Source organism: Bradyrhizobium commune, assembly GCF_015624505.1.
Taxonomy (GTDB): domain Bacteria; phylum Pseudomonadota; class Alphaproteobacteria; order Rhizobiales; family Xanthobacteraceae; genus Bradyrhizobium; species Bradyrhizobium commune.
Genome location: NZ_CP061379.1, coordinates 3,495,299 through 3,519,054, shown reverse-complemented (window position 1 = coordinate 3,519,054; position 23,756 = coordinate 3,495,299). Strand labels below are relative to the sequence as shown.

At 63.7% G+C, this 23,756-nt stretch carries 24 protein-coding genes and 2 tRNA genes; 8 read left to right on the top strand and 18 right to left on the bottom strand.

The window, feature by feature from the left end; genetic code table 11:
• Positions 1–8: 8 nt before the first annotated feature.
• The 12 genes from nuoH to IC761_RS16515 all read right to left on the bottom strand — a co-directional run bounded on the left by nuoH (position 9) and on the right by IC761_RS16515 (position 10,579).
• On the bottom strand, positions 9–1,076 hold the full coding sequence (nuoH, locus tag IC761_RS16570; RefSeq protein WP_195804247.1) for an NADH-quinone oxidoreductase subunit NuoH: 1,068 nt from the start codon (positions 1,074–1,076) through the stop codon (positions 9–11).
• Between the two features lie 10 nt (positions 1,077–1,086).
• Complete coding sequence (nuoG, locus tag IC761_RS16565) at positions 1,087–3,162, bottom strand: NADH-quinone oxidoreductase subunit NuoG (RefSeq protein ID WP_195804246.1); 2,076 nt, start codon at positions 3,160–3,162, stop codon at positions 1,087–1,089.
• A 5-nt stretch (positions 3,163–3,167) separates the two neighbouring features.
• Positions 3,168–4,493 carry an NADH-quinone oxidoreductase subunit NuoF gene (nuoF, locus tag IC761_RS16560; protein WP_195804245.1) on the bottom strand — a complete coding sequence of 442 codons (1,326 nt, stop codon included), beginning with the start codon at positions 4,491–4,493 and terminating at the stop codon, positions 3,168–3,170.
• 15 nt (positions 4,494–4,508) lie between these two features.
• Complete coding sequence (locus IC761_RS16555) at positions 4,509–4,709, bottom strand: hypothetical protein (RefSeq protein WP_195804244.1); 201 nt, start codon at positions 4,707–4,709, stop codon at positions 4,509–4,511.
• Entirely contained in the window at positions 4,709–5,320 is a 612-nt protein-coding gene (gene nuoE, locus IC761_RS16550) for an NADH-quinone oxidoreductase subunit NuoE (RefSeq protein WP_195804243.1), read from the bottom strand. The genes IC761_RS16555 and nuoE overlap by 1 nt, the downstream gene beginning before the upstream one ends.
• 10 nt (positions 5,321–5,330) lie before the next feature.
• A complete protein-coding gene (locus tag IC761_RS16545) occupies positions 5,331–6,293 on the bottom strand; it encodes an FkbM family methyltransferase (protein WP_195804242.1) in 963 nt (320 codons plus the stop codon).
• Positions 6,293–7,489, bottom strand: coding sequence for an NADH-quinone oxidoreductase subunit D (locus tag IC761_RS16540; RefSeq protein WP_195804241.1), 1,197 nt, complete (start codon positions 7,487–7,489; stop codon positions 6,293–6,295). Before IC761_RS16540 ends, IC761_RS16545 begins: the two co-directional genes overlap by 1 nt.
• A 49-nt stretch (positions 7,490–7,538) precedes the next feature.
• The gene (locus IC761_RS16535) at positions 7,539–7,865 is read right to left on the bottom strand and encodes a four helix bundle protein (protein WP_210338550.1); all 327 of its coding nucleotides are present in this window, start codon (positions 7,863–7,865) and stop codon (positions 7,539–7,541) included.
• 88 nt (positions 7,866–7,953) lie between these two features.
• Entirely contained in the window at positions 7,954–8,559 is a 606-nt protein-coding gene (locus tag IC761_RS16530; RefSeq protein ID WP_195804239.1) for an NADH-quinone oxidoreductase subunit C, read from the bottom strand.
• Between the two features lie 11 nt (positions 8,560–8,570).
• Positions 8,571–9,161, bottom strand: coding sequence for a NuoB/complex I 20 kDa subunit family protein (locus IC761_RS16525; protein ID WP_438265128.1), 591 nt, complete (start codon positions 9,159–9,161; stop codon positions 8,571–8,573).
• Positions 9,152–9,517, bottom strand: coding sequence for an NADH-quinone oxidoreductase subunit A (locus tag IC761_RS16520; protein ID WP_008136158.1), 366 nt, complete (start codon positions 9,515–9,517; stop codon positions 9,152–9,154). Before IC761_RS16520 ends, IC761_RS16525 begins: the two co-directional genes overlap by 10 nt.
• A gap of 549 nt (positions 9,518–10,066) precedes the next feature.
• The gene (locus IC761_RS16515) at positions 10,067–10,579 is read right to left on the bottom strand and encodes a MarR family winged helix-turn-helix transcriptional regulator (protein WP_195804238.1); all 513 of its coding nucleotides are present in this window, start codon (positions 10,577–10,579) and stop codon (positions 10,067–10,069) included.
• A 179-nt stretch (positions 10,580–10,758) separates the two neighbouring features.
• On the opposite strand from IC761_RS16515, the gene IC761_RS16510 reads away from it, so the two are divergent.
• The 7 genes from IC761_RS16510 (at position 10,759) to IC761_RS16480 (ending at position 16,875) form a co-directional block, all read left to right on the top strand.
• Complete coding sequence (locus tag IC761_RS16510) at positions 10,759–11,949, top strand: aromatic ring-hydroxylating dioxygenase subunit alpha (RefSeq protein ID WP_195804237.1); 1,191 nt, start codon at positions 10,759–10,761, stop codon at positions 11,947–11,949.
• 61 nt (positions 11,950–12,010) lie between these two features.
• A complete protein-coding gene (locus IC761_RS16505; protein WP_195804236.1) occupies positions 12,011–13,306 on the top strand; it encodes a spinster family MFS transporter in 1,296 nt (431 codons plus the stop codon).
• Positions 13,307–13,448: 142 nt separating this feature from the next.
• Positions 13,449–13,652 carry a hypothetical protein gene (locus tag IC761_RS16500; RefSeq protein WP_195804235.1) on the top strand — a complete coding sequence of 68 codons (204 nt, stop codon included), beginning with the start codon at positions 13,449–13,451 and terminating at the stop codon, positions 13,650–13,652.
• A 159-nt stretch (positions 13,653–13,811) separates the two neighbouring features.
• A tRNA-Asp gene (locus tag IC761_RS16495) sits at positions 13,812–13,888 on the top strand.
• Between the two features lie 193 nt (positions 13,889–14,081).
• Positions 14,082–14,381 carry an HU family DNA-binding protein gene (locus IC761_RS16490; protein WP_195804234.1) on the top strand — a complete coding sequence of 100 codons (300 nt, stop codon included), beginning with the start codon at positions 14,082–14,084 and terminating at the stop codon, positions 14,379–14,381.
• 118 nt (positions 14,382–14,499) lie between these two features.
• Positions 14,500–15,750 (top strand): peptidase T, encoded by a 1,251-nt coding sequence (gene pepT / locus IC761_RS16485; protein ID WP_195804233.1) that lies wholly within the window; start codon positions 14,500–14,502, stop codon positions 15,748–15,750.
• A 162-nt stretch (positions 15,751–15,912) separates the two neighbouring features.
• Positions 15,913–16,875, top strand: a complete 963-nt coding sequence (locus IC761_RS16480) for a cation diffusion facilitator family transporter (RefSeq protein ID WP_195804232.1) — start codon at positions 15,913–15,915, stop codon at positions 16,873–16,875.
• Positions 16,876–16,888: 13 nt separating this feature from the next.
• Here the strand turns inward: IC761_RS16480 and IC761_RS16475 are convergent, their stop codons facing one another.
• From IC761_RS16475 to clpX, 5 genes are all read right to left on the bottom strand, one after another.
• Positions 16,889–17,749, bottom strand: a complete 861-nt coding sequence (locus IC761_RS16475; RefSeq protein WP_195804231.1) for a class I SAM-dependent methyltransferase — start codon at positions 17,747–17,749, stop codon at positions 16,889–16,891.
• Between the two features lie 69 nt (positions 17,750–17,818).
• Positions 17,819–17,895, bottom strand: a tRNA-Val gene (locus IC761_RS16470).
• A gap of 51 nt (positions 17,896–17,946) precedes the next feature.
• Complete coding sequence (locus IC761_RS16465) at positions 17,947–18,351, bottom strand: GFA family protein (protein WP_195804230.1); 405 nt, start codon at positions 18,349–18,351, stop codon at positions 17,947–17,949.
• An 82-nt stretch (positions 18,352–18,433) separates the two neighbouring features.
• Positions 18,434–20,857, bottom strand: a complete 2,424-nt coding sequence (gene lon, locus IC761_RS16460) for an endopeptidase La (RefSeq protein WP_195804229.1) — start codon at positions 20,855–20,857, stop codon at positions 18,434–18,436.
• Positions 20,858–21,181: 324 nt separating this feature from the next.
• Positions 21,182–22,453, bottom strand: a complete 1,272-nt coding sequence (gene clpX, locus IC761_RS16455; protein WP_018320118.1) for an ATP-dependent Clp protease ATP-binding subunit ClpX — start codon at positions 22,451–22,453, stop codon at positions 21,182–21,184.
• A 179-nt stretch (positions 22,454–22,632) separates the two neighbouring features.
• On the opposite strand from clpX, the gene IC761_RS16450 reads away from it, so the two are divergent.
• The gene (locus IC761_RS16450; RefSeq protein WP_195804228.1) at positions 22,633–22,911 is read left to right on the top strand and encodes a hypothetical protein; all 279 of its coding nucleotides are present in this window, start codon (positions 22,633–22,635) and stop codon (positions 22,909–22,911) included.
• Between the two features lie 2 nt (positions 22,912–22,913).
• On the opposite strand, the gene IC761_RS16445 is transcribed toward IC761_RS16450, so the two are convergent.
• Entirely contained in the window at positions 22,914–23,549 is a 636-nt protein-coding gene (locus IC761_RS16445; protein WP_195804227.1) for an ATP-dependent Clp protease proteolytic subunit, read from the bottom strand.
• Positions 23,550–23,756 lie beyond the last annotated feature (207 nt).

The following is a 23,756-nucleotide window of genomic DNA, read 5'->3' as shown; positions in this document are numbered from 1 at the left end:
GACGGCCCTCACTTCGGCGCGATGCCGGCGAAGTGCAGCACGCCGGCCACCACGATCACCATCGCCAGCGACAGCGGCAGGAACACCTTCCAGCCGAGGCGCATCAGTTGATCGTAGCGGTAGCGTGGCACGATCGCCTTCGCCATCGCGAACAGGAAGAACATGAAGAAGACTTTGAGCGAGAACCAGATGATCCCCGGCACCCAGTTGAAGGGCGGCAAGTCCACCGGGGGCAGCCAGCCTCCGAGGAACAGGATCGTCGCCATCGCGCACATCGTGACGATCGCAACATATTCGCCGAGCATGAACAGCAGATACGGCGTCGAGCCGTATTCGACCATGAAGCCGGCGACGAGCTCGGATTCCGCTTCGACCAGGTCGAACGGCGGACGGTTGGTTTCCGCCAGCGCCGAGACGTAGAAGATCACAAACATCGGGAACAGCGGCCAGACGTACCAGTTCAGGACGGTCAGCTGCGGCAGGCCGATCAGGCTGGCGAGGCCACGCGCATGCTGGGCCTCGACCACCGCCGAGAGGTTCAGCGTACCGGCGCAGAGCAGCACGGTGATGATGACGAAGCCGATCGAAACCTCATAGGACACCATCTGCGCCGCGGAGCGCAGCGCCGCCAGGAACGGGTATTTCGAGTTCGACGACCAGCCGGCCATGATGATGCCGTAGATCGACAGCGACGAGATCGCGAAGATGAAGAGGACGCCGACATTGATGTCGGAGATCACCCAGCCGAGATTGGTCGGGATCACCGCCCAGGCGGCGAGCGCGAGCACGCAGGACACCAGCGGCGCCAGCAGGAAGACGCCCTTGTTGGCGCCGGCCGGGATGATCGGCTCCTTCAGCACGAACTTCAGCAGATCGGCGAAGGACTGAAACAGGCCCCAGGGGCCGACCACGTTCGGACCGCGGCGGATCTGCACCGCCGCCCAGATCTTGCGGTCGGCGAGCAGGATGTAGGCGATCGCGATCAGGAGGACGACGAGCACCAGCACGCTCTCCAGGACCATGATGATCAGCGGCCAGAGGAAACCGGTCCAGAATGCGCTTTGGAAGAATTCCATCAGGTCACACTCACTCCGCTGCGGTCAGCATCTGCCCGGAGGCAAGCCGCGAGCATTCCGCCATCACGGCGGACGCACGCGCGATCGGGTTGGTCAAATAGAAGTCCTCGACGAGGGCCTTGAACGGCGCCTTCTCCGGCGCGCCGCCCTTCCCTGCGAGGCTCTTGATCTGGTCGGCGGAGCCCGCCTCGATCTGGTCGAGCCGGATCAGGTGCGGCACCGCCTTGAAGATCGCCTGGCGCAGCGCGGCAAGCGAGTCATAGCCGAGCTTCTTGCCGAGCGCTTCCGACAGCGCGCGGACGATCGCCCAGTCCTCGCGGGCCTCGCCCGGCGGGAACGCGGCGCGGCCGGTCATCTGTGCGCGGCCTTCGGTGTTGACGTAGATCGCGGACTTCTCGGTGTAGGCGGCTCCCGGCAGGATCACGTCGGCGCGGTGCGCGCCGCGGTCGCCATGGGTGCCGATATAGACCACGAAAGTGCCGTCCGGCGCCTTGATCTCGTCGGCGCCGAGCAGGAACAGCAGGTCCAGCGTGCCGAACGTGGTCATCTGCGCGGCGTTCAGCCCGCCCGGACCGGCCACGAAGCCGACGTCGAGCGCACCGACGCGCGAGGCGGTCTCGTGCAGCACGCCAAAGCCGTTCCAGCCGTCCGTCAGCGCGCCAACGTCGAGCGCGAGCTTGGCGGCGCTTGCGAGAATGGCGGCGCCGTCGTGACGCGCGGCCGCGCCTGCGCCGACCAGAATGATCGGGTGCTTGGCGTTCTTGAGCACGTCCATGAAGGAGTGCTTGCCGGCCGCGAGCTCGCCGAGCGTCTCGCTGCCCGCGCCAAGATAATCATAGTCGTAGGTCAGATCGGCCTTGGCGCCGATCACGCCGACCTTGAGGCCGCCGGTGCGGTAGCGCTTGCGGATACGGGCGTTGAACACGGCCGCCTCTTTCCGCGGATTGGCGCCGATGATCAAGAGCGCATCGGCCTGCTCGACGCCTGCAAGCGTCGGGTTGAAGATGTAGGAGCCGCGGCCGAGCGCCGGATCGAAGGCGTCGCCGCCCTGCACGGCCAGATTGGCCGAGCCGAATTTTGCCAGCAGATCCTTCAGCGCGAACATCTCTTCGACGCCGGCGAGATCGCCGGCGATCGCGCCGATCCGCTTGCCGTCGGTGCGCGCTGCCTTGGAGGCGATCGCGGCAAAGGCCTCCTGCCAGCTCGCCGCGCGCAGCTTGCCGGCCTCACGGATATAGGGCCGGTCGAGGCGTTGGGTGCGCAGGCCGTCGACGACGTGGCGGGTCTTATCCGAGATCCACTCCTCGTTGACGGCCTCATTGATGCGGGGCAGCACGCGCATGACCTCGCGGCCGCGGGTGTCGACGCGGATCGACGATCCGACGCCGTCCATGACGTCGATCGACTGAGTCTTGCCGAGCTCCCAGGGACGCGCTGCAAACGCATAGGGCTTCGAGGTCAGCGCACCGACCGGGCAGATATCGACGAGATTGCCCTGGAGTTCCGACGTCAGCGCGTGCTGGAGATAGGTCGTGATCTCCATGTCCTCGCCGCGGCCGGTCGCGCCCATCTCGGGGGCACCGGCGACTTCCGCCGAGAAGCGGACGCAGCGCGTGCACTGGATGCAGCGGTTCATCGAGGTCTTGACCAGTGCGCCGAGATATTTGTCCTCGACCGCGCGCTTGTTCTCGGCGAAGCGGCTGGTGTCGACGCCATAACCCATCGCCTGGTCTTGCAGATCGCACTCGCCGCCCTGGTCGCAGATCGGGCAGTCCAACGGATGGTTGATGAGAAGGAATTCCATCACGCCTTCGCGTGCCTTCTTCACCATCGGCGAACGGGTGGAGATTTCCGGCGGCTCGCCCTTGGGGCCCGGACGGCAGTCGCGCACGCCCCAGGCGCAGCTTGCGACCGGCTTCGGGCCACCCTTCACCTCGACGAGGCACATCCGGCAATTGCCGGCGATCGACAGCCGCTCGTGATAGCAGAAGCGCGGAATCTCGGCGCCGGCCGCCTCGCACGCCTGAAGCAGCGTATAGTCGGCCGGGACATCGATCTCTTTGCCGTCGATGATGAGCTTGGTCATGCTTCCTACTCCGCCGCGACCATGTTCACGGGATCGCGGACGCCGGCATCGTCGATGTCGGCCTTGTGCGAATACTGGTCGATGCGCGCTTCGATCTCGTGACGGAAATGCGCGATCAGGCCCTGGATCGGCCAGGCGGCTGCGTCGCCGAGCGCGCAGATGGTGTGGCCTTCGACCTGTTTTGTCACCTCTAGCAGCATGTCGATTTCGCGTTTATGCGCGCGACCCTCGGCCATGCGCGTCAAGACACGCCACATCCAGCCGGTGCCCTCGCGGCACGGCGTGCACTGGCCGCAGCTCTCATGCTTGTAGAAATAGGAGATGCGGGCGATGGAGCGGATCAGGTCGGTCGACTTGTCCATCACGATCACGGCCGCGGTGCCGAGACCCGAGCGCAGCTTGCTCAGACTGTCGAAATCCATCGGCGTGTCGATGATCTGCTCGGCCGGCACCATGCGCACCGACGAGCCACCGGGGATCACGGCCTTGAGGTTGTCCCAGCCGCCACGGATGCCGCCGCAATGCTTCTCGATCAGCTCACGGAACGGAATGCCCATGGCTTCTTCGACGTTGCAGGGCCGCTCGACATGGCCGGAGATACAGAACAGCTTGGTGCCGACATTGTTCGGGCGGCCGATGCCGGCAAACCAGGCTGCGCCACGACGCAGAATATCGGGCGCAACGGCGATGGACTCGACGTTGTTGACGGTGGTCGGGCAGCCGAACAGGCCGACATTGGCCGGGAACGGCGGCTTCAGCCGCGGCTGGCCCTTCTTGCCCTCGAGGCTTTCGAGCAGGGCAGTTTCCTCGCCGCAGATATAGGCGCCGGCGCCGTGGGCGACATAGATGTCGAACGGCCAGCCGTTGACGTTGTCCTTGCCGACCAGCTTGGCGTCATAGGCCTGGTCGATCGCGGCCTGAAGGTGCTCACGCTCGCGGATGAATTCGCCGCGGACATAGATGTAGCAGGTGTGCGCGTTCATCGCGCAGCTCGCGATCAGGCAGCCTTCGATCAGCAGATGCGGATCGTGCCGCATGATCTCGCGATCCTTGCAGGTGCCGGGCTCGGACTCGTCGGCGTTGACGACGAGATAGCTGGGACGGCCGTCGGTCGATTCCTTCGGCATGAAGGACCACTTCAACCCGGTCGGGAAGCCGGCGCCGCCACGGCCGCGCAGGCCCGAGGCCTTCATCTCGTTGATGATCCAGTCGCGGCCCTTGTCGATGATGGCCTTGGTGCCATCCCAGGCGCCGCGGCGCCGCGCGCCCTCGAGCCCCCAATCGTGGAGGCCGTAGAGGTTCTTGAAGATGCGGTCCTTGTCCTCGAGCATATCAGTGCTTTCCGATCAACGGTTGGCCTGCTTGTAGGCAAGCCCGGCGGCGCAGACGGCAAAGGTCAGCGCCCAGAGCAGACTGGTCTCCTGCGTCGCGCTCAACACGAAACGCTGGAGCAGGAACATGAAGCCGGCCGCGAGCGCGGCATGCATGGCGATGAAGCCCCATTTGTTCACGGCCTCGTTCCCTCCAATTGTGGGGAGATCACGCATCAGGAGGTCTCCTTCAGCGTGGTCGGGCCGCCCATCGGCGCGGAGAATTGGCGGCCGTTCTGCGGACCGGGCTTCGGCGGATTGCCCGATGCAAAGCCGTCGAGCACCTTGCCAAAACTTTCCTTGGTCAGGTCCTCATAGGTGTCCTTGCCGATCAGCACCATCGGCGCGTTCACGCAGGCCCCCAAGCACTCGACCTCTTCCCAGCTGAAATTGCCATCCTTGGAGAGATGGAAGGGATCGTGGTGGATCCGGCTCTCGCAGACGTGGATGAGGTCTTCCGCGCCGCGCAGGCGGCACGGCGTGGTGCCGCAGACCTGGACGTGGGCCTTCTTGCCGACGGGGGCAAGCTGGAACATCGTGTAGAAGGTCGCAACCTCCAGCACGCGAATATAGGGCATGTCGAGCAGATCGGCGACGGCGCGGATCGCGGCTTCCGACACCCAGCCGTCGTGCTGCTCCTGGACGCGCCAGAGGATGGCGATCACCGCGGAGGCCTGGCGACCGGCCGGATATTTCGCGATCTGCTGCTTCGCAAACGCGAGGTTCTCGTCCGTGAACGCAAAGCTCGCGGGCTGGACTTCCTTCGGGGCTAATCGGCGGACGGACATCTCTTATCTCTCACTGCATGCGGCGCGCGGTTTTGGCATTCAGGGCATTGATCCTGTCCTGCCAGAATGCGCTCGCGGTGCCGAAAACATTGTAGCCGACGTGGGTCGAGACCTTGATGCGGTCGAGGATCGACAGCTCGGTCACCGTCTCCAGCCGGTTGGTGCGCGGATCGAGCACGATCAGCTTCATCGGGGTCTGTTCGAGGATAAAGCGCGACACCGCGTGAGAGCGGTCGCTGCCGTGCTCCTCGCACATGATCACGCTGTCGGCCTCAAGCAGCCGGGCCCCGCCCTTGATCGCCTCGATCTCGACGCCCTCGACGTCGAGCTTGATCAGATATCTGCCGGTGGCCGCGACCTTGCCGTCCTCGATGAGGTTGTCGAGCGCCAGCACCGGCACCTCTTCCCCGCCGGCGGACGCTTCGCCGGCAATGCTGAAGGCCTCGTGCTTGGTCCCGGACAGGCGCGCGGTGCCGCGCGAGGCGCCGATGGCGCATTTCATGGTCTCGAAGCGGTTGCCGTTGATGCGGGCGTTGTTGGCGAGCTTCGGATAGTTCTGCCCCGACGGCTCGATCGCGATCGCCTTGTGCGAGCCGAACGGCCTGCTCGACACCAGCACTGACCAGTAGCCGTAATTCGCGCCGCAATCGAGCAGCGTATAGTCGACGTCGATGGAATCGGCGAACAGCAGCTCGAGCTCGTCTTCGTAGCTGTAGGAGCGGTTGAGCAGCTTGCTCCAATAGCCGTCGCCGTAGGGGAATTCGAACACGGCGTCGGGGTTGAGCTTGATCGCGATGTTGCGCTCGGGCAGCGTTTTCCGCAGCAGATTGGCGCAGGCGATGTAGCCCATATGCGAGAAGTGCGAGGAGATCTTCGATCCCGTCACCAGCGCCAAGGCAGCCGTCCGCTCCCACAGGTTGGCCCCTTCAAGGGCCCCCGAGGCACGGTCAAACTGGATTGGCGCCTGCGCCATCACCGATCGACCTCTCCGAACACGATGTCGAGCGAACCCAGGATCGCCGAAACGTCTGCGAGCAGATGGCCGCGGCAGATGTGATCCATCGCTTGCAGATGCGCAAAGCCCGGCGCGCGGATCTTGCACTTGTAGGGCTTGTTGGTGCCGTCGGCGACGAGATAGACGCCGAACTCGCCCTTCGGCGCCTCGACCGCGGCGTAGACCTCGCCGGCCGGCACGTGGACACCTTCGGTGTAGAGCTTGAAGTGGTGGATGAGGGCTTCCATCGAGCGCTTCATCTCGCCACGGCGCGGCGGCGCGACCTTGTTGTCCTCGACGACGACGGGGCCCTTGCCCTCCGGCGCATTCAGCTTCTGGATGCACTGCTTCATGATGCGCACGGACTGGCGCATCTCTTCCATGCGGATCAGATAGCGGTCGTAGCAGTCGCCGTTCTTGCCGATCGGAATGTCGAAATCCATCTCGGCGTAGCACTCATAGGGCTGCGACTTGCGCAGGTCCCAGGCCGCGCCCGAGCCGCGCACCATCACGCCCGAGAAGCCCCAGGCCCAGGCTTCCTTCAGCGGCACCACGCCGATGTCGACGTTGCGCTGCTTGAAGATGCGGTTGGCGGTGAGCAGGCGATCGAGATCCTCGACCACCTTCAGGAACGGATCGCACCAGGCCTCGATGTCGTCGATCAGCTTCTGCGGCAGATCCTGGTGCACGCCGCCGACGCGGAAGAAGGCTGCGTGCATACGGCTGCCCGAGGCGCGCTCGTAGAACACCATCAGCTTCTCGCGCTCTTCAAAGCCCCACAGCGGCGGGGTCAGCGCGCCGACGTCCATCGCCTGCGTGGTGACGTTGAGGATGTGCGAGAGGATGCGGCCGATCTCGCAATAGAGCACGCGGATCAACTGCCCACGGCGCGGCACCTCGATGCCGAGCAGCTTTTCGGCGGCGAGGCAGAAGGCGTGCTCCTGGTTCATCGGCGCGACGTAGTCGAGCCGATCGAAATACGGGATCGCCTGGAGATAGGTCTTCTGCTCGATCAGCTTTTCGGTACCACGATGAAGCAGGCCAATATGCGGATCGACGCGGGCAACGACCTCACCGTCGAGCTCCAGCACGAGACGCAGCACGCCGTGCGCGGCCGGATGCTGCGGCCCGAAGTTGATGGTGAAATTGCGAAGCTGTTCGGGTTGCTCGTTCATGACGCAGCTCCAGCTGCGGGGCGAATGGCGAATAGCGAATGGCGAGTGGTCATTTTGTGGACTTGTCCTGCAGAGAACGTATCAACGCGCGAACCATTTTGCCCAAGCTTTCGCATCGTCCCAAAACTATCTCCAGATCGGGCACGTCCAAAATACCGACGCGCTGCGCCAAGAGCAGATGAGTTTCCAGTTCCTTCAGCGATCCCTGCGATATCCGGAGCGACTGCACGAAGCTGCCGGTGCTTTCGCGTCCATGCCCTTCGGCAACGTTCGCGGGTATGGAGGCCGCTGCCCGCCTGATCTGTGAAGTCAGCCCAAAAAGTTCGTCGCGGGGAAATTGAGCCGTCAACCGATAGCAGGACTCCGCCAAGGACATGGCATCCTGCCACACCCTCAGGTCCCGATACGAATTGATCGACTGGTCGCTCAATCAACATCCCTATTCGCCACTCGCTATTCGCCACTCACGATTTCGCCTTCTCATCGCCGGGAAGCGGATAGTCGGCTCCCTCCCATGGCGAGAGGAAATCGAACTTGCGGAATTCCTGGTTGAGCCGGACCGGCTCGTACACCACGCGCTTCTCCTGGTCGTCGTAGCGGACCTCGAGGAAGCCGGTGGTCGGGAAATCCTTGCGCAGCGGATGCCCCTCGAAACCGTAATCGGTGAGGATGCGGCGCATGTCGGGATGGCCGACGAAGAACACGCCGTAGAGGTCATAGGCCTCGCGCTCGAACCAGTCCGCGCCGGGAAACTCGTCGATCAGCGACGGCACCTGCGTGGTCTCGTCGGCCTGGGCCTTGAGACGGATCCGCGTGTTCAGCGTCGGTGACAGGAAGTGATAGATCACGTCGAAACGCTTCTCGCGATCGGGATAGTCGACCGCGGTGATGTCGGTGATGTTGACGAAGCGGCAATTCGGATCGTCGCGGAGGTATTTTACGACCTCGACGATCTTGCTGGCCTCGACGTCAATGGTGAGCTGGTTGAAGGCCACCGCGTGACCGGTGACGGCGCCCGGAAGCGCGCCAACGATCGTTTGCCCCAGGGTGTCGAGCTTGCCATCGTCCATGACACAAAACCTTAGCGTTCGATGGTGCCGGTGCGCCGGATCTTCTTCTGAAGCAGCAGCACGCCGTAGAGCAGCGCTTCTGCCGTGGGCGGACAGCCCGGCACGTAGATGTCGATCGGCACGATGCGGTCGCAGCCGCGCACGACCGAGTAGGAATAGTGATAATAGCCGCCGCCATTGGCGCAGGAGCCCATCGAGATGACGTAGCGCGGCTCGGGCATCTGGTCGTAGACCTTGCGCAGCGCCGGCGCCATCTTGTTGGTCAAGGTCCCTGCGACGATCATCACGTCGGACTGGCGCGGCGAGGCACGCGGGGCGAAGCCGAAGCGCTCGACATCGTAGCGCGGCATCGACACCTGCATCATCTCGACCGCGCAGCAGGCGAGACCGAAGGTCATCCACATCAGCGAGCCGGTGCGCGCCCAGGTGATGAGGTCGTCGGTCGCGGCCGTGAAGAAGCCCTTGTCGGACAGCTCCGAATTGACCTCGAGGAAGAACGGATCATTGGCCCCAACCGGCTTGCCGGTCGACGGATCCAGAATGCCCTTGGGGGCCGGCGCGATAACCGGACCTGCGGACTGCGTAGCTGGGTTCAATCCCATTCGAGTGCGCCTTTCTTCCATTCATAGGCGAAGCCCACCGTCAGCACGGCGAGGAACACCACCATGGACCAGAAGCCGGTCGCGCCAAGCTTGCCGAACGCCACCGCCCAGGGAAACAGGAACGCCACCTCGAGATCGAAGATGATGAAGAGGATGGCGACCAGATAGAAGCGAACGTCGAACTTCATGCGGGCGTCGTCGAAGGCGTTGAAGCCGCACTCATACGCCGAGAGCTTTTCCGGATCGGGCTGCTGGAACGCCACGATGAAGGGGGCGATCAGCAGCACGAGGCCGATGAGGCCCGCGACCCCGATGAAGACGACGAGTGGAAGGTAGTTCTGAAGAATGCCGCTCATTGGCGAGCCCTTTTTCCCGTAGCCTCGGGACAGCCACGGATTCGTCCGATTTGGAATTATTCTGAGCCTTAGCGCAGTGCACCAATGGGCGCAAGACACGCTCTTTTTTGGCCCTTTGCCGCTCCCAGAACGGTGGAAATCCCGGAATCGCCCCGCGGTTGGTATGGAGCAGATCGAAAGACCCAGCAAGGCCGGCAACGGTTTCGCAGGGCAGTAGTTCTGAGATTGCGGCGCAGGGACCAGGATAACGATCGAGACGGCTGGTTGCCGCGCACCATCCGCGAAAATCGCACGTTTTTCTTGCTGCGGCGGCGCGCCCAAACCCAGGCTACCACCAGCACCGGCGCCCCCACCGTCACCCAGGCGACATATTGGCCGATCGTGTCGCGGCCGCGAGCAGAATGGGTGCCGCAAAGACACGTATCCACAGCCGCGGTGATGCGGACGAGCCATGCATCACGACGGGACCGGGGTTCGTCCGGCGAATGTGTCGGGGCGAGCGGGCGCCCCAGAAAAACTTCAGGAAGCGATCCTGCATTCCGAGAGAGATCAGCGCGGAGCTTTCTCGGCTTCGAGCATCTTTTCCGCGGTCGCCGTGAGGCGATCGATCTGCGCAAGCAATGTCTCGAATTCTTGCTTGCTCAAATGCTCGAGCAATAGCCGATTGCGCTCCTGTGCGCCGGCGACGATCGCATCATGCGCGGCGAGGCCTGCTGATGTCAGCGACACCAACACCTCGCGGCTGTCTTTTGGATTGGCGGATTTTGCGATCAGCTTTCGCGACACAAGCTCGGCGAGCGCGCGGCTGATCTGGCCCTTGTCCTGGCCGACGGCTTCGGCAAGCCGCGCCACGCTCATCGGCGGACGTCGGCCGAGCGAGGCGACCAGGCCGAATTCCACCGACGACAATCCGGCGAGGCGCTTGTAGCGCAGGATCGCGCCGCGCTTGAGCAGATTGGCAAGCACCATCAGCCGCGACGACAGCATCACGGTGATCGGTGCCGGCTCGCTGGCCTGCACCTCGGGTGCCGTCCACCCGTCCCTGCTCGGTGTCTGGTTCATCGCACACCTGTGCCAAGAAAGCCGTGGCCTGCCAAGCCCGCGGGGTGCCGGGCTCCCCAATCCATCGAAATGCGACTAAAAGGCATCCGGAATATCGTTGACATTGTCATCGAATTATTTTTGACTGAGAAGACGCGAAAGACGACCGGGCCAGCAAAGGCCGCGGCGGGAGGAAGCTGATGACCATCACCCAGCGGGATCGCGATCTCGGCACCGCCTATGCGATGAAGCCGGCGCAGACGCGCACCGAGCTCACCTCGGTCGTGCGCGGCACGCCGATGGGCGAACTGCTCCGCCGCTACTGGCATCCGGTCGGGCTTGTCAGTGACGCCACCGACACGCCGAAGCAGGTGCGCGCGCTCGGCGAAGACCTGATCCTGTTCCGTGACAGGAACGGCCGCGTCGGCCTGCTGCACGCCCGCTGCTGCCATCGCGGCACCACGCTCTACTATGGCAAGGTCGAGGAAGACGGCATTCGCTGCTGCTATCACGGCTGGAAGTTCGACACCCAAGGCCATTGCCTGGAGCAGCCCTGCGAGCCCGATGGCGGCCAGTTCAAGGACAAGGTGCGTCAGCCCTGGTATCCGATCGAGGAGCGCTACGGGCTGATCTTCGCCTATATGGGCCCGGCCGAGAAACGCCCGGTGCTGCCGCGCTATGAGTGCCTGGAAAACATGGATGACGGCGAGTTCGTCGAGGCCGACGATTCCTCGATCGGCGGCGGCGGCCCGGCCATCATCCCCTGCAACTGGCTCCAGCATTTCGAGAATGTGGTCGATCCCTACCACGTGCCGGTGCTGCACGGCTCGTTCTCGGGCCCGCAATTCACCAACATGATGGCCTCGATGCCGGAGGTGAAGTTCGACAAGACGCCGCGCGGCATTGCCGTGCGCTCGATCCGCAAGCAGGACGACGGCAAGGTGTTTTACCGCGTCACCGAAGCGGCGCTGCCCACTCTGCGCGTGGTGCCGAATCCGCGCGTCGCGCAGTTCGCCCGCGTCGAGTCGATCGGCTGGACGCTGCCGATCGACGACACCTCGTTCCGCATCTACGTCGCTGGGCGCGTGAAAACTTCCGGCGACATCGGCCGCATGCGCTCGAAGTTCAACGGCAAATTCTGGTGGGACATGACGGAAGAAGAGCACCAGCAATTCCCCGGCGACTACGAAGCCCAGGTCGGCCAGGGCGAGGTCACGATCCATTCCGAGGAGCACTTCGGCCAGAGCGACCGCGGCATCCTGATGATCCGGCGTATGCTGGGCGAGCAGCTCGAGGCGATGGAAGCAGGCCAGGACCCGATCGGCGTCTCATTCGACACAAGTGCCGCGCCGGTCGAATTCGAAGCGGGGAATTACATCCGCGAAGGCTGAGTTGGCCGGCCCCAACGAGAGCTGGACCCACAACGATAACAAAGACAAATTGGGGGAAGCGATGGTCGATGTAACGTCACAAATGTCGGTGCAAACGGCCGCCGCGGCGCAGCCCACGGCGCGGCGCTATTACGTGCTGGGCCTGCTCACCATCATCTACGCGCTGAACTTCCTCGACCGCACGATCTTCAACGTCCTGATCGAGCCGATCAAGAAGGAGTTTTCGCTCAGCGACACCATGATGGGCCTGCTCGCGGGCTTCGGCTTCGCGCTGTTCTACTCCCTGCTCGGCATTCCCATCGCGCGCGTCGCCGATCGGCTCAACCGCCGCAACATCGTGGCGCTGGCCTTTGCGTTCTGGAGCGCGATGACAGCGCTGTGCGGCATGGCTTCGAGCGTGACGTCACTGGCGCTGGCTCGCATCGGCGTCGGCATCGGCGAGTCCGCGGGCTCGCCGGCCTCGCAATCCATCGTCGCCGATCTCTTTGCCAAGAACGAGCGCCCCCGCGCGCTCGGCATCTATGCCATCGGCACCTATCTCGGCGTCTTCCTCGGCTATTTCGTCGGTGGCTACGTCAATCAGCACTATGGCTGGCGGATGGCGTTCTATGTCGCGGGCGTGCCCGGCATCCTGCTTGCCGTCATCCTGTGGCTGACGATCTCGGAGCCGAAGCGCGGCGCGATGCAGGAAACCTTCGTGCCAGAACCACTCGGGCCGACGCTGCGCTTCCTCGCCTCGCAGCAAAGCTTCGTCATTGTGCTGATCGGCTTCTGCCTGACCACCTACACCAATTACGCCACCGCGGCCTGGATCCCTCCGTTCCTGGCGCGCGTGCATCATCTGTCGAGCGCCGAGATCGGCACTTATGCCGGCACCTTCAAGGGCCTCGCCGGCATGGCCGGCACCCTGCTCGGCGGCTTCGTGGTGGCGCAAATCAGCCGTCGCGACGATCGCTGGAAGCTTTGGGCGCCGGCGATCACCTCGGGCCTCGCCGGCCCGGTGTTCGCGCTCTGCATGCTGACGCAGGATTTCGCGATGATGGTCGCGATGCTGGCGCTGACCTCGTTCCTGGTCGGCTTCCATCTCGGCCCGATCTTTGCGATCGCGCAGACGGTGGCCAAGCCCAGCATGCGGGCGCTCGCCTCCGCCCTGATCGCGCTCACCGCAACCTGTTTCGGCCAAGGCGTCGGCCCGCTCGCCGTCGGCATGGCCAACGACGCGCTGAAGGGCGGGTATGGCGCGGACGCCGTGCGCTATTCCCTGCTCTCGGCCGCGGCCACGACGACGCTCGGGGCGCTGCTGTTCGTGTGGGCCGCCCGCTCGATCCGGGCCGACATCGGTCGGGCCGCGGCCTGACGCCGGTTCCGGCCGCCAGCCCGGCGAAACCAACCGGGCGCATTAATGAAACCATTTTGCGGAACCGGCGAAACGATCCGGAAACAGATGTTCCTTAAGACAAGGGCCAACAGACGGGGACAAAGCCCGTCGGGAGGCTCAGATGAACCACTCAATTCACTCTGCTGATCGGGGTACACACCTGAAGATCGTGGTGGTGGCGCTGGTGGCCGGCATCGCAGTCGCCGCCTTCGGGATTGCAGCCCGCACCAACGCCGATTACAGCCAGACCGCCCAGTCCACCCATGTGCTCAAGGCCGGCAAGCCGGTGGTGATCACGAGCTCAGGAACATCCGAGATTCGCTGACGCGCCCCGTTCCGGGCTGACCAGGGCCGCCGACAGGCGGCCTTTTTCGTTTTCCAGAGCAATGCTTAGCTGATGCGCCCTCGCGAAGCGCAACGTCCTTGACTTCACCAAGCCCCGCCTTTAAGTCCCCCCTCGTTCCGCGCGCGTTCAGCGAGCCACGCGGGAGTAGCTCAGTTGGTTAGAGCGCCGGCCTGTCACGCCGGAGGTCGCGGGTTCGAGCCCCGTCTCTCGCGCCATTTTGGCAGTCCCTTCATAGCCTTAGCCCAACTTCTCGACGCCTTTCGCGATTGCGTGGGCTACTGCCCGCGTCCGGCGGGAACTCGCGGCATAGTCAGCCCGCGCCCGAATCGTCTACGCCTGCGAGGACTTAGAGGGACCCCACGCCTTCCCGGCTTTTCCGGGGCTTCCCCGTCATCGAGGAGGCCAGACATGGCGAAAAAGGCAGCCGCTCCCGCCACCATCACCCTCAGGCACCTCGCCGCCGACATCGCAGAGAGCCAGGACCTGTCGAAGAAGCACGCCGAGGCCGTCCTGACCGACCTGGTCGACCTGATCGCCAAGCACCTCAAGAAAGGCGACCGCGTCCGCATCGTCGGGCTCGGCATCCTCCAGGTCCGCAAGCGCGCCGCCCGCACCGGCCGCAATCCCGCCACTGGCGAAGCGATCCACATCAAGGCCAGCAAGAAGGTGGCGTTCCGCCCGGTCAAGGAGCTGAAAGAGGCGATCTGAGGCGCGAGCCTTCGTTAGGCCTGATCCGGCCCGTTCCGGCCGCAACACGGCCCGCTTTTCTGGTATACCGGCTGCTTCCCAAGACCTGCTCCCAGAAGCCCCGGCGGTTTGACCAGAAATGTCCTCCCTCACCTTCACGCATACCGTGACCGAGCGCTTCCTGCGCTACGTCACCATCGACACCCAGTCCGATCCGGAATCCCCTCGCTCGCCCTCGACCGAGAAGCAGAAGGATCTCGGCCGGGTTCTCGTCACCGAGCTCAAGGCCATGGGCATCGCGGACGCCCATCTCGACGATTACGGCTATGTCTATGCGACGATCCCGGGCAACACCGACAAGAAAGTGCCGGTGATCTGCTTCTGCTCGCACATGGACACCTCGCCCGACGTCACCGGCAAGGACGTCAAGCCGCAAATGGTGAAGAACTATCGCGGCGGCGACATTACGCTACCGGGCGACACCAGCCAGGTGATCCGCTTCGCCGAGCACCCCGCGCTGAAGAACCAGATCGGCAACGACATCGTCACCACCGACGGCACCACGCTGTTGGGCGCCGACAACAAGGCCGGCGTCGCCGAGATCATGGATGCCGCGCATTTCTTCATCAACAACCCGGATGTGAAACACGGCACCATCAAGATCCTGTTCACGCCGGATGAGGAGATCGGCCGCGGCGTCGACAATGTCGACATCAAGAAGCTGGGCGCCGATTTCGGCTACACCATGGATGGCGAGAGCGCAGGCAGTGTCGAGGACGAGACGTTCTCCGCTGATGGCGCCACCATCATGATCAACGGCGTCAGCGCCCATCCCGGCTATGCCAAGGGCAAGATGGAGCACGCGATCAAGATCGCAGCCGCGATCGTCGAGCGTCTGCCGAAGGAAGGCTGCTCGCCCGAGACGACGTCCGGCAAGCAGGGCTTCCTGCATCCGGTCGGCATCACCGGCGCGCTGGAGCAGGCGACGCTTGCCTTCATCGTGCGCGACTTCACCGAGGAAGGGCTGAAGGAAAAAGAGGTCCTGCTCGAGGGCATCGTCAAGGACGTGATGAAGGACTATCCGCGCTCGACCTACAAGTTCGAGGTGCGCGAGCAGTACCGCAACATGAAGCAGGTGATCGACCGTCACCCGCACATCCTCGAATACGCCATCGAGGCGATCCGCCGCGCCGGCCTGCGCCCGATGCGCACCGCGATCCGCGGCGGCACCGACGGCTCGCGCCTGTCTTTCATGGGCCTGCCCTGCCCCAACATCTTTGCGGGCGAGCACGCATTCCACTCACGGCTGGAATGGGTCAGCCGTCAGGACATGGAGAAGGCGGTGCAGACGATCGTGCATCTGGCGATGATCTGGGAGGAGAAGGCGTAAGGGCTGCGGCGAGCACGTAACAATATTCACGTAACAATGTTGCGGATCGACACGCTTCGGGTCCAGTGCTACCGCCGCCGGACCGAGAAACAGGGCGGCGTCGTGCACCAGCCGACGCCGCTTCTGAAACTCCTGCTCGTATTTCCAAGCATGGATTGAACGGTGGGCACACACGACCATCACTCCGGCCATCATCACCATGATCATGCCGGTCATGCCCATCATCATGGCCACGCGCATGTCCACGCGCCCGCCAATTTCGGCAAGGCGTTCGCGATCGGCATCACGCTCAACACCGCACTGGTCGTGGCGGAAGCGGTGTACGGCTATATCGGCAATTCCACCGCACTGCTCGCGGACGCCGGCCACAATCTCAGCGACGTGCTCGGCCTTGTCGTGGCCTGGTGTGCCTCGATCGCGGCGAAGCGCGCACCGAGCGGCCGCTTCACCTATGGCTTTCGCGCCTCAACTATCCTCGCGGCGCTGGCCAATGCCGTGTTCCTGCTGGTCGCAACCGGCGCGATCGGCTGGGAGGCGATCTTGCGCCTGCAATCGCCCGAGCCGGTCGCGGGCGTCACCGTGATGGTGGTCGCCGGCATCGGCATCCTCATCAACGGCTTTACCGCCATGCTGTTTGCGCGCGGCCGCAAGGACGACATCAACATCGAGGGCGCCTATCTGCATATGGCAGCCGATGCCGTGGTCTCGCTCGGCGTCGTCATCTCGGCCGCGCTGATCATCTGGACCGGCTGGCTCTGGCTCGATCCGGTCACCAGCCTCGTGATCTGCGTCACCATCCTCTGGAGCACGACCAGCCTGTTGCGCAGCTCGATCGACATGTCGATGGCGGCCGCGCCCAAGGGCACCGACATCGCCGCGATCAAAATCTTCCTGCTCGAGCGGCCCGGCGTCGCGGGGATCCACGATCTCCACGTCTGGCCGATCTCGACCACCGAGACGGCGCTGACGTGCCATCTCGTGATGCCAGATGGCGCGGCTGGAGACGCGTTCCTGATGGAGACCGCGCAGATGCTGAAAGCGTCCTTCCGCATCGGCCACACCACGCTTCAGGTCGAGACCCATCCGGATAACGGCTGCGCGCTGGCGCCGGATGATGTGGTGTGAGCGGCCTAGGTCCTTAAGCCGCCTTCGCCGTCACGATCCAGATCGCGCCCTGCAACGCCACCGACTGTCCCTTCACGAACGGCGCGAGCATCTCGCGCATCGAGGCTTTTGCCGCCGTATACGTCTCCGGCGGATGACCTTGCAGCGCACGGCTGGCGGGGCCGATCTGGAGTGCCCCTTCGACGGCGGCATCGAGCCCGCCGCCGATTGCAATGTCCATCGCGAGATTGTGCGGCTCCATGGCCACGTCCACGAAGCCTGCCCCGTTCAGGATGCGCATCACGCGCTCCTCCGCCGCGAAGGCGAACGGGCCCGGCTCCTCCGGCCCGACCGGCGGCATTTTCGGCACGTGCTTGTAGACCGCCATCAGCGGCGTCATCATCCACGGGTTTTCCTTCGGCTCGCGCCAGCAGGCAAAGGCGAGCCGTCCCGACGGCTTCAGCGCGCGCCGCAAATTGGTGAAGGACGCGATCGGGTCGGCGAAGAACATCACGCCGAAGCGCGAGGCCAGGAGATCGAAGCTCGCCGGCTCGAACGGATGCACCGTCGCATCCGCCAGCACGAAATCGAGCGGCAGGCCTTTTGGCGCGAAGCCACGCGCCTGTGACAGCATCGGGTCGGAGATGTCGATCCCGAGCGCGAATCCATTCGGCGCCACAGCCTTGGCAAACGCGATCGTGGTCGCACCGGAGCCACAGCCGACATCCAGCACGCGCTCGCCCGGCTTTGGTCGGGCGCGGTCGATCAGCACGTCCGCGATCGGTCCGAGCAGCTTTTCCTGCACGGCATGGCGATCGGCCCAGCGCTGCCCGCTCGGTCCGTTCCAATAGGCGATCTGATCGGCGTTCTGCTCGTGTCCGCTTGGCTGTTGCATAGGGTCTCCCTGTGACGGCCTGCTTGGGCGGGCCTTGCCGAGCCTCAGTCTCGCTTCGCGAGCGAAGGCTGGTGGGCGGTCACGGATTCGAACCGCGGACCCTCTCGGTGTAAACGAGATGCTCTAACCAGCTGAGCTAACCGCCCCACGGCCGCCTCTTTAGCCCTGCCCACCCCATCCGAGCAAGGGCCGAAACCTCAATCCTGCGGCCTCCCCGGCAGCACCGGCACCGCGTCGATCCAGACCGCGGCCGACTGGCACCAGATCTGGCGGCTGGGCCGCAAGCTGTCGCGCTGGCGGATCGAGCCCCAGCGGATGCCCCAATCGTCGGCCTGCGCGCCCTCGCCGCTGGTGAACAGCGGGGAACCGCAATCGCCGCAAAAGTGCTGGAAGCGCATCCGGCCATTGTCGCCGCGCTTGCCGTAGACTTTTGGCTTGCCTCCCGTCAGCCGGATCGCGGCGCCGGTGCAGACCGCGGTCACCCGGAACGGCGAGCCCGTCAGCGCCTGGCAGTCCCGGCAGTGGCAGACCGAAACCGCCTCCGGGTCGATCTCGGCGGCGTAGCTGATCTTCCCGCAATGGCATTGCCCGTCGATCCGCATGACCAAGCTCCCAAAACAACAAGCTCCCAAAACAAAAACGGCGCCCGAAGGCGCCGTTTTATCATTTTTTCAAGCCACGATCTCAGTGAGCGGTCAGGCCGCCGGCGGCTTCGTCGCCGTCCGGCTTCACCGTCACCTTGGTGTCCTCTTCCCAAACGATCGGCACCGGCTTCTTCACCAATGCCTTGGCGATGACGTCGTCCAGACGCGACACCGGGATGATCTCCATGCCGCCCTTGATCGCATCGGAAATCTCCGTGAGATCCTTGGCGTTGTCCTCGGGGATCAGCACCGTCTTGATGCCGCCGCGGGCAGCGGCCAGCAGCTTCTCCTTGAGACCGCCGATCGGCAACACGCGGCCGCGCAGCGTGATTTCGCCGGTCATCGCGACATCGTGGCGGACCGGGATGCCGGTCATCACCGAGATGATCGCAGTGGCCATCGCCACGCCCGCGGACGGGCCGTCCTTCGGCGTCGCGCCTTCCGGCACGTGCACGTGGATGTCGCGCCGGTCGAACAGCGGCGGCTCGATGCCGTAGACGATCGCGCGCGAGCGGACATAGGACGCCGCCGCCGAGATCGATTCCTTCATGACGTCGCGCAGATTGCCCGTGACCGTCATCTTGCCCTTGCCGGGCATCATGACGCCTTCGATGGTCAGGAGCTCGCCGCCGACATCGGTCCAGGCAAGGCCCGTGACGATACCGACCTGCGGCTCGCTCTCGATCTCGCCGAAGCGGTACTTCGGCACGCCGAGCAGCTCTTCCAGAGTCTTCTCGGTGACCTTGACCGACTTCTTTTTGGAGATCATCAGCTCCTTCACCGCCTTGCGGGCGAGTGTGGAGAGCTCACGCTCCAAATTGCGCACACCCGCTTCGCGGGTGTAGCGGCGGATCAGCAGCAGCAGCGCGTCGTCGTCGATCGAGAACTCCTTGGAGTCCAGGCCGTGCTTGGACACCGCGTTCGGGATCAGATGCTTGCGCGCGATCTCGACCTTCTCGTTCTCGGTGTAGCCCGCGATCCGGATGATCTCCATGCGGTCCATCAGCGGGCCCGGAATATTGAGCGTATTCGCGGTCGTGATGAACATCACGTTGGACAGATCGTAGTCGACCTCGAGATAGTGGTCGTTGAAGGTCGCGTTCTGTTCGGGGTCGAGCACCTCGAGCAAAGCCGAGGACGGATCGCCGCGGAAATCGGCGCCCATCTTGTCGATCTCATCCAGCAGGAACAGCGGATTGGACGACTTCGCCTTGCGCATCGACTGGATGATCTTGCCGGGCATCGAGCCGATATAGGTGCGGCGGTGACCGCGGATCTCGGCCTCGTCGCGCACGCCGCCGAGCGAGACGCGCACGAATTCGCGCCCCGTCGCCTTCGCGATCGACTTGCCGAGCGAGGTCTTGCCGACGCCGGGAGGTCCGACCAGGCACAGGATCGGGCCCGTCAGCTTGTTGGCGCGCGACTGCACCGCGAGATACTCGACGATGCGTTCCTTGACCTTCTCCAGCCCGTAGTGATCGGAGTCCAGAATGGCCTGCGCCGCTTCCAGATCCTTCTTCACCTTGGACTTCTTGTTCCACGGAATCGACAGCAGCCAATCCAGATAGTTGCGCACGACGGTCGCTTCCGCGGACATCGGCGACATCTGCCGCAGCTTCTTCAATTCATGCTGCGCCTTCTCGCGCGCTTCCTTGGAGAGCTTGGTCTTGGAGATCTTCTCTTCGAGATCGGCGAGCTCGTCGCGACCGTCGTCGTCGCCGAGCTCCTTCTGGATCGCCTTCATCTGCTCGTTGAGATAATACTCGCGCTGGGTCTTCTCCATTTGTCGTTTGACACGAGAACGAATCCGCTTCTCGACCTGGAGCACGGAGATCTCGCTCTCCATCAGGCCCAGCACCTTCTCCAGGCGCGTGGTGACGGACAGCGTCTCCAGGATGCCCTGGCGATCCGCGATCTTGACCGCGAGATGCGAGGCGACGGTGTCGGCGAGCTTGGCGAAATCGGTGATCGCCTGCACGACGCCGACGACCTCGGCCGAGATCTTCTTGTTGAGCTTCACATAGCTCTCGAAGTCGGACACGACCGAGCGCGAGAGAGCTTCGGCCTCGACCGACTTCGCATCGGTGTCGGCGAGCGCAACTGCGGTGGCTTCATAATAGTCGGCGCGATCGGTGTATTTCTGCACGCGCGCACGCTCGAGCCCTTCGACCAGCACCTTCACGGTGCCGTCGGGAAGCTTCAAGAGCTGAAGCACGCTGGCGAGCGTACCGGTCTCGTAAATGGAATCAGGCGCCGGATCATCATCGGACGCGTTCTTCTGCGTCGCGAGCATGATCAGCGCGTCGTTCTTCATCACCTCTTCGAGCGCGCGGATCGACTTCTCGCGACCGACGAAGAGCGGAACGATCATGTGCGGGAAGACGACGATATCGCGCAGCGGCAACACGGGATAAGCGTGCGTTTCGCCATGGACGATGGTTGGCCTGGGTTTTGGATTAGTCATGGCCTTTTCCTTTTGCTTTGCCCCCTTGCACGCAGCCCGCCATGCTCATGCGCAACCGCCACAAGGTGCCGAGGTGATCCACAAAACCGGTCTACCATTTCAAGGTTGGACCGGGCTTGCCGGATCGGAACTAAGACGAATCTTGAACAGAATTCTCGTTCGCCGTCGGCATTAGGTGGCTATCGACCGGGGGGGTGTCAAGTCATTGAAATACGCGCGCCATCAGGCGCTTACGCACGTGTGTAAGCGACGCAACACCGGCTGCGGAGAGACTTTCCGCAGCCGCTACTTTCAAAGACGATTGGAGCGTTCCAGCGCCGCAATTCAGGCGCTGGCGTTCTCGACGGCGCGATCGGACCGATCGGCGTAGATGTAGAGCGGACGCGCCGTGCCTTCCACGACTTCGCGGGAAATCACGACTTCTTCCACACCTTCCAGGCCCGGCAGGTCGAACATGGTCTCGAGCAGGATCGCCTCGAGGATCGAGCGCAGGCCACGCGCGCCGGTCTTGCGCTCGATCGCCTTGCGGGCGACCGCGCCAAGCGCCTCGTCGGCGAAGGTGAGCTCGATGTTCTCCATCTCGAACAGCCGCTGGTACTGTTTCACCAGCGCGTTCTTCGGCTCGGTGAGGATCTTCTTCAGCGAGGTCTCGTCCAGGTCCTCGAGCGTCGCCACGACCGGCAGACGGCCGACGAATTCGGGGATGAGGCCGTACTTCAGGAGGTCCTCAGGCTCGACGTGACGGAAGATCTCGCCGGTCCGGCGATCCTCCGGTGCCATCACCTGGGCCGCGAAACCGATCGAGGTCGACCGCCCGCGCGCCGAGATGATCTTCTCGAGGCCGGCGAACGCGCCGCCGCAGATGAACAGGATGTTGGTGGTATCCACTTGCAGGAATTCCTGCTGCGGATGCTTGCGGCCGCCCTGCGGCGGGACCGAAGCCACCGTGCCTTCCATGATCTTCAGCAGCGCCTGCTGGACGCCCTCACCCGACACGTCGCGCGTGATCGAGGGATTGTCGGACTTGCGGCTGATCTTGTCGATTTCGTCGATGTAGACGATGCCGCGCTGGGCGCGCTCGACATTGTAGTCGGCGGCCTGGAGCAGCTTCAGGATGATGTTCTCGACGTCCTCGCCGACATAGCCGGCTTCGGTCAGCGTGGTCGCATCCGCCATCGTGAACGGCACGTCCAGGATGCGGGCGAGCGTCTGCGCGAGCAGCGTCTTGCCCGAGCCGGTCGGACCGATCAGCAGGATGTTCGACTTCGCAAGCTCGACGTCGTTGTGCTTGGTCTGGTGGTTGAGGCGCTTGTAGTGGTTGTGCACCGCGACCGACAGGACCTTCTTCGCATGGCTCTGGCCGATCACGTAATCGTCCAGCACCTTGCAGATTTCCTTCGGCGTCGGAATGCCGTCGCGCGACTTGACCAGCGAGGACTTGTTCTCCTCGCGGATGATGTCCATGCAGAGCTCGACGCACTCGTCGCAAATGAAGACCGTGGGACCCGCGATCAGTTTGCGGACTTCGTGCTGGCTCTTGCCGCAGAACGAGCAATATAGCGTGTTCTTGGAGTCGCTCGTGCCGACCTTACTCATTCATGTCTCCGTCCGCGGTTCGATCCCGTCCGCTCGATCGCCCCATCCCGGTACGACCGCCGGGCACAAGGTTCAAATAGAGCAAATTCCGTACCAAAAAAGACCCTACGCGTTACCTGCCGTGCGAATCACGGCCACTCGATTCTCCCGCGATCATAGCCGATCAATCGCAGCCAACCATGCTGTCACCCGACTATCAAGAATTCGCTAATCGGGGGTCGCCGGCTACCCGTGACAATACCGTGATTTCAGGTCTTGGCACGGGCGAAGTGACCGAAATCACCCCGACGTTGCTGGATTGCCACGAAAAACAAGCACGAAAGCGGAACTTTCTGTCTGCCGCAGGGCGCAAAATGGCTTTTTGCGCCGTTGCGAAGTGCGTCGTTAACGTGAACGCCGCCCTGAAGCTACCCGGAAATTCCAGAGATATTCCGGGGACAGGAGTTACGGCCCAGTAGTGCTACTGGGTCTTCGCCGGCGCAGCCTCTTCGGCGCGCTTGTCGATGACCTTGTCGACGAGACCGAACTCCTTCGCGTCGCTCGCGGTCAGGAACTTGTCGCGCTCCAGCGCGTCCTCGATCGACTTGTAGGTCTGGCCGGTGTGCTTCACGTAGATCTCGTTGAGCCGCTTCTTCAGGTTCAGGATTTCCTGGGCGTGCAGCATGATGTCGGTGGCCTGACCCTGGAAGCCGCCGGAGGGCTGATGCACCATGATGCGCGCGTTCGGCAGCGAGAAGCGCATGTCCTTCTCACCGGCGCAGAGCAGCAGCGAGCCCATCGAGGCGGCCTGGCCCGTGCACAGCGTCGAGACCGGCGGACGGACGAACTGCATGGTGTCGTAGATCGCGAGGCCCGACGTCACGACGCCGCCCGGCGAGTTGATGTACATCGAGATTTCCTTCTTCGGATTTTCCGCTTCAAGGAACAACAGCTGCGCGACGATCAGCGTCGACATGCCGTCCTCGACCGGTCCGGTCACGAAGATGATGCGCTCCTTCAGCAGGCGCGAGAAGATGTCGTAGGCGCGCTCGCCACGGTTGGTCTGCTCGACCACCATGGGCACGAGGTTCATGTAGGTTTCAACCGGATCGCGCATGAGTCACCTAGGGTTTTTAAGAGGCGGACATCGCCAGTCTTGGCTGCCAGTCTGGGCTGGATGTGCCGGAAGGCCGATGGACGTCCCGTGATGCAGGAAGTTGGCAGAGGCAGTAACGCGTAGGTACCGACAGATATAGCGCAATTCGCGTCAGACAAGTGCGGGGCGAATTAAGCCTTAATCCATCGGGCACTTCGGGGCACTTGA

What these genes read in the sequence shown, in the direction of transcription:
- IC761_RS16555 (WP_195804244.1), bottom strand. Translation starts at nt 4,709, where the DNA reads ATGCGTGATCTCCCCACAATTGGAGGGAACGAGGCCGTGAACAAATGG.
- lon (WP_195804229.1), bottom strand. Translation starts at nt 20,857, where the DNA reads ATGACTAATCCAAAACCCAGGCCAACCATCGTCCATGGCGAAACGCAC.
- IC761_RS16545 (WP_195804242.1), bottom strand. Translation starts at nt 6,293, where the DNA reads ATGGCGCAGGCGCCAATCCAGTTTGACCGTGCCTCGGGGGCCCTTGAA.
- IC761_RS16475 (WP_195804231.1), bottom strand. Translation starts at nt 17,749, where the DNA reads ATGCAACAGCCAAGCGGACACGAGCAGAACGCCGATCAGATCGCCTAT.
- nuoE (WP_195804243.1), bottom strand. Translation starts at nt 5,320, where the DNA reads ATGTCCGTCCGCCGATTAGCCCCGAAGGAAGTCCAGCCCGCGAGCTTT.
- clpX (WP_018320118.1), bottom strand. Translation starts at nt 22,453, where the DNA reads ATGAGTAAGGTCGGCACGAGCGACTCCAAGAACACGCTATATTGCTCG.
- nuoG (WP_195804246.1), bottom strand. Translation starts at nt 3,162, where the DNA reads ATGACCAAGCTCATCATCGACGGCAAAGAGATCGATGTCCCGGCCGAC.
- IC761_RS16530 (WP_195804239.1), bottom strand. Translation starts at nt 8,559, where the DNA reads ATGGACGATGGCAAGCTCGACACCCTGGGGCAAACGATCGTTGGCGCG.
- IC761_RS16510 (WP_195804237.1), top strand. Translation starts at nt 10,759, where the DNA reads ATGACCATCACCCAGCGGGATCGCGATCTCGGCACCGCCTATGCGATG.
- IC761_RS16505 (WP_195804236.1), top strand. Translation starts at nt 12,011, where the DNA reads ATGGTCGATGTAACGTCACAAATGTCGGTGCAAACGGCCGCCGCGGCG.
- IC761_RS16490 (WP_195804234.1), top strand. Translation starts at nt 14,082, where the DNA reads ATGGCGAAAAAGGCAGCCGCTCCCGCCACCATCACCCTCAGGCACCTC.
- IC761_RS16520 (WP_008136158.1), bottom strand. Translation starts at nt 9,517, where the DNA reads ATGAGCGGCATTCTTCAGAACTACCTTCCACTCGTCGTCTTCATCGGG.
- IC761_RS16535 (WP_210338550.1), bottom strand. Translation starts at nt 7,865, where the DNA reads ATGTCCTTGGCGGAGTCCTGCTATCGGTTGACGGCTCAATTTCCCCGC.
- IC761_RS16465 (WP_195804230.1), bottom strand. Translation starts at nt 18,351, where the DNA reads ATGCGGATCGACGGGCAATGCCATTGCGGGAAGATCAGCTACGCCGCC.
- IC761_RS16450 (WP_195804228.1), top strand. Translation starts at nt 22,633, where the DNA reads ATGCTGTCACCCGACTATCAAGAATTCGCTAATCGGGGGTCGCCGGCT.
- nuoH (WP_195804247.1), bottom strand. Translation starts at nt 1,076, where the DNA reads ATGGAATTCTTCCAAAGCGCATTCTGGACCGGTTTCCTCTGGCCGCTG.
- IC761_RS16445 (WP_195804227.1), bottom strand. Translation starts at nt 23,549, where the DNA reads ATGCGCGATCCGGTTGAAACCTACATGAACCTCGTGCCCATGGTGGTC.
- IC761_RS16525 (WP_438265128.1), bottom strand. Translation starts at nt 9,161, where the DNA reads ATGGGATTGAACCCAGCTACGCAGTCCGCAGGTCCGGTTATCGCGCCG.
- IC761_RS16500 (WP_195804235.1), top strand. Translation starts at nt 13,449, where the DNA reads ATGAACCACTCAATTCACTCTGCTGATCGGGGTACACACCTGAAGATC.
- IC761_RS16515 (WP_195804238.1), bottom strand. Translation starts at nt 10,579, where the DNA reads ATGAACCAGACACCGAGCAGGGACGGGTGGACGGCACCCGAGGTGCAG.
- pepT (WP_195804233.1), top strand. Translation starts at nt 14,500, where the DNA reads ATGTCCTCCCTCACCTTCACGCATACCGTGACCGAGCGCTTCCTGCGC.
- IC761_RS16540 (WP_195804241.1), bottom strand. Translation starts at nt 7,489, where the DNA reads ATGAACGAGCAACCCGAACAGCTTCGCAATTTCACCATCAACTTCGGG.
- nuoF (WP_195804245.1), bottom strand. Translation starts at nt 4,493, where the DNA reads ATGCTCGAGGACAAGGACCGCATCTTCAAGAACCTCTACGGCCTCCAC.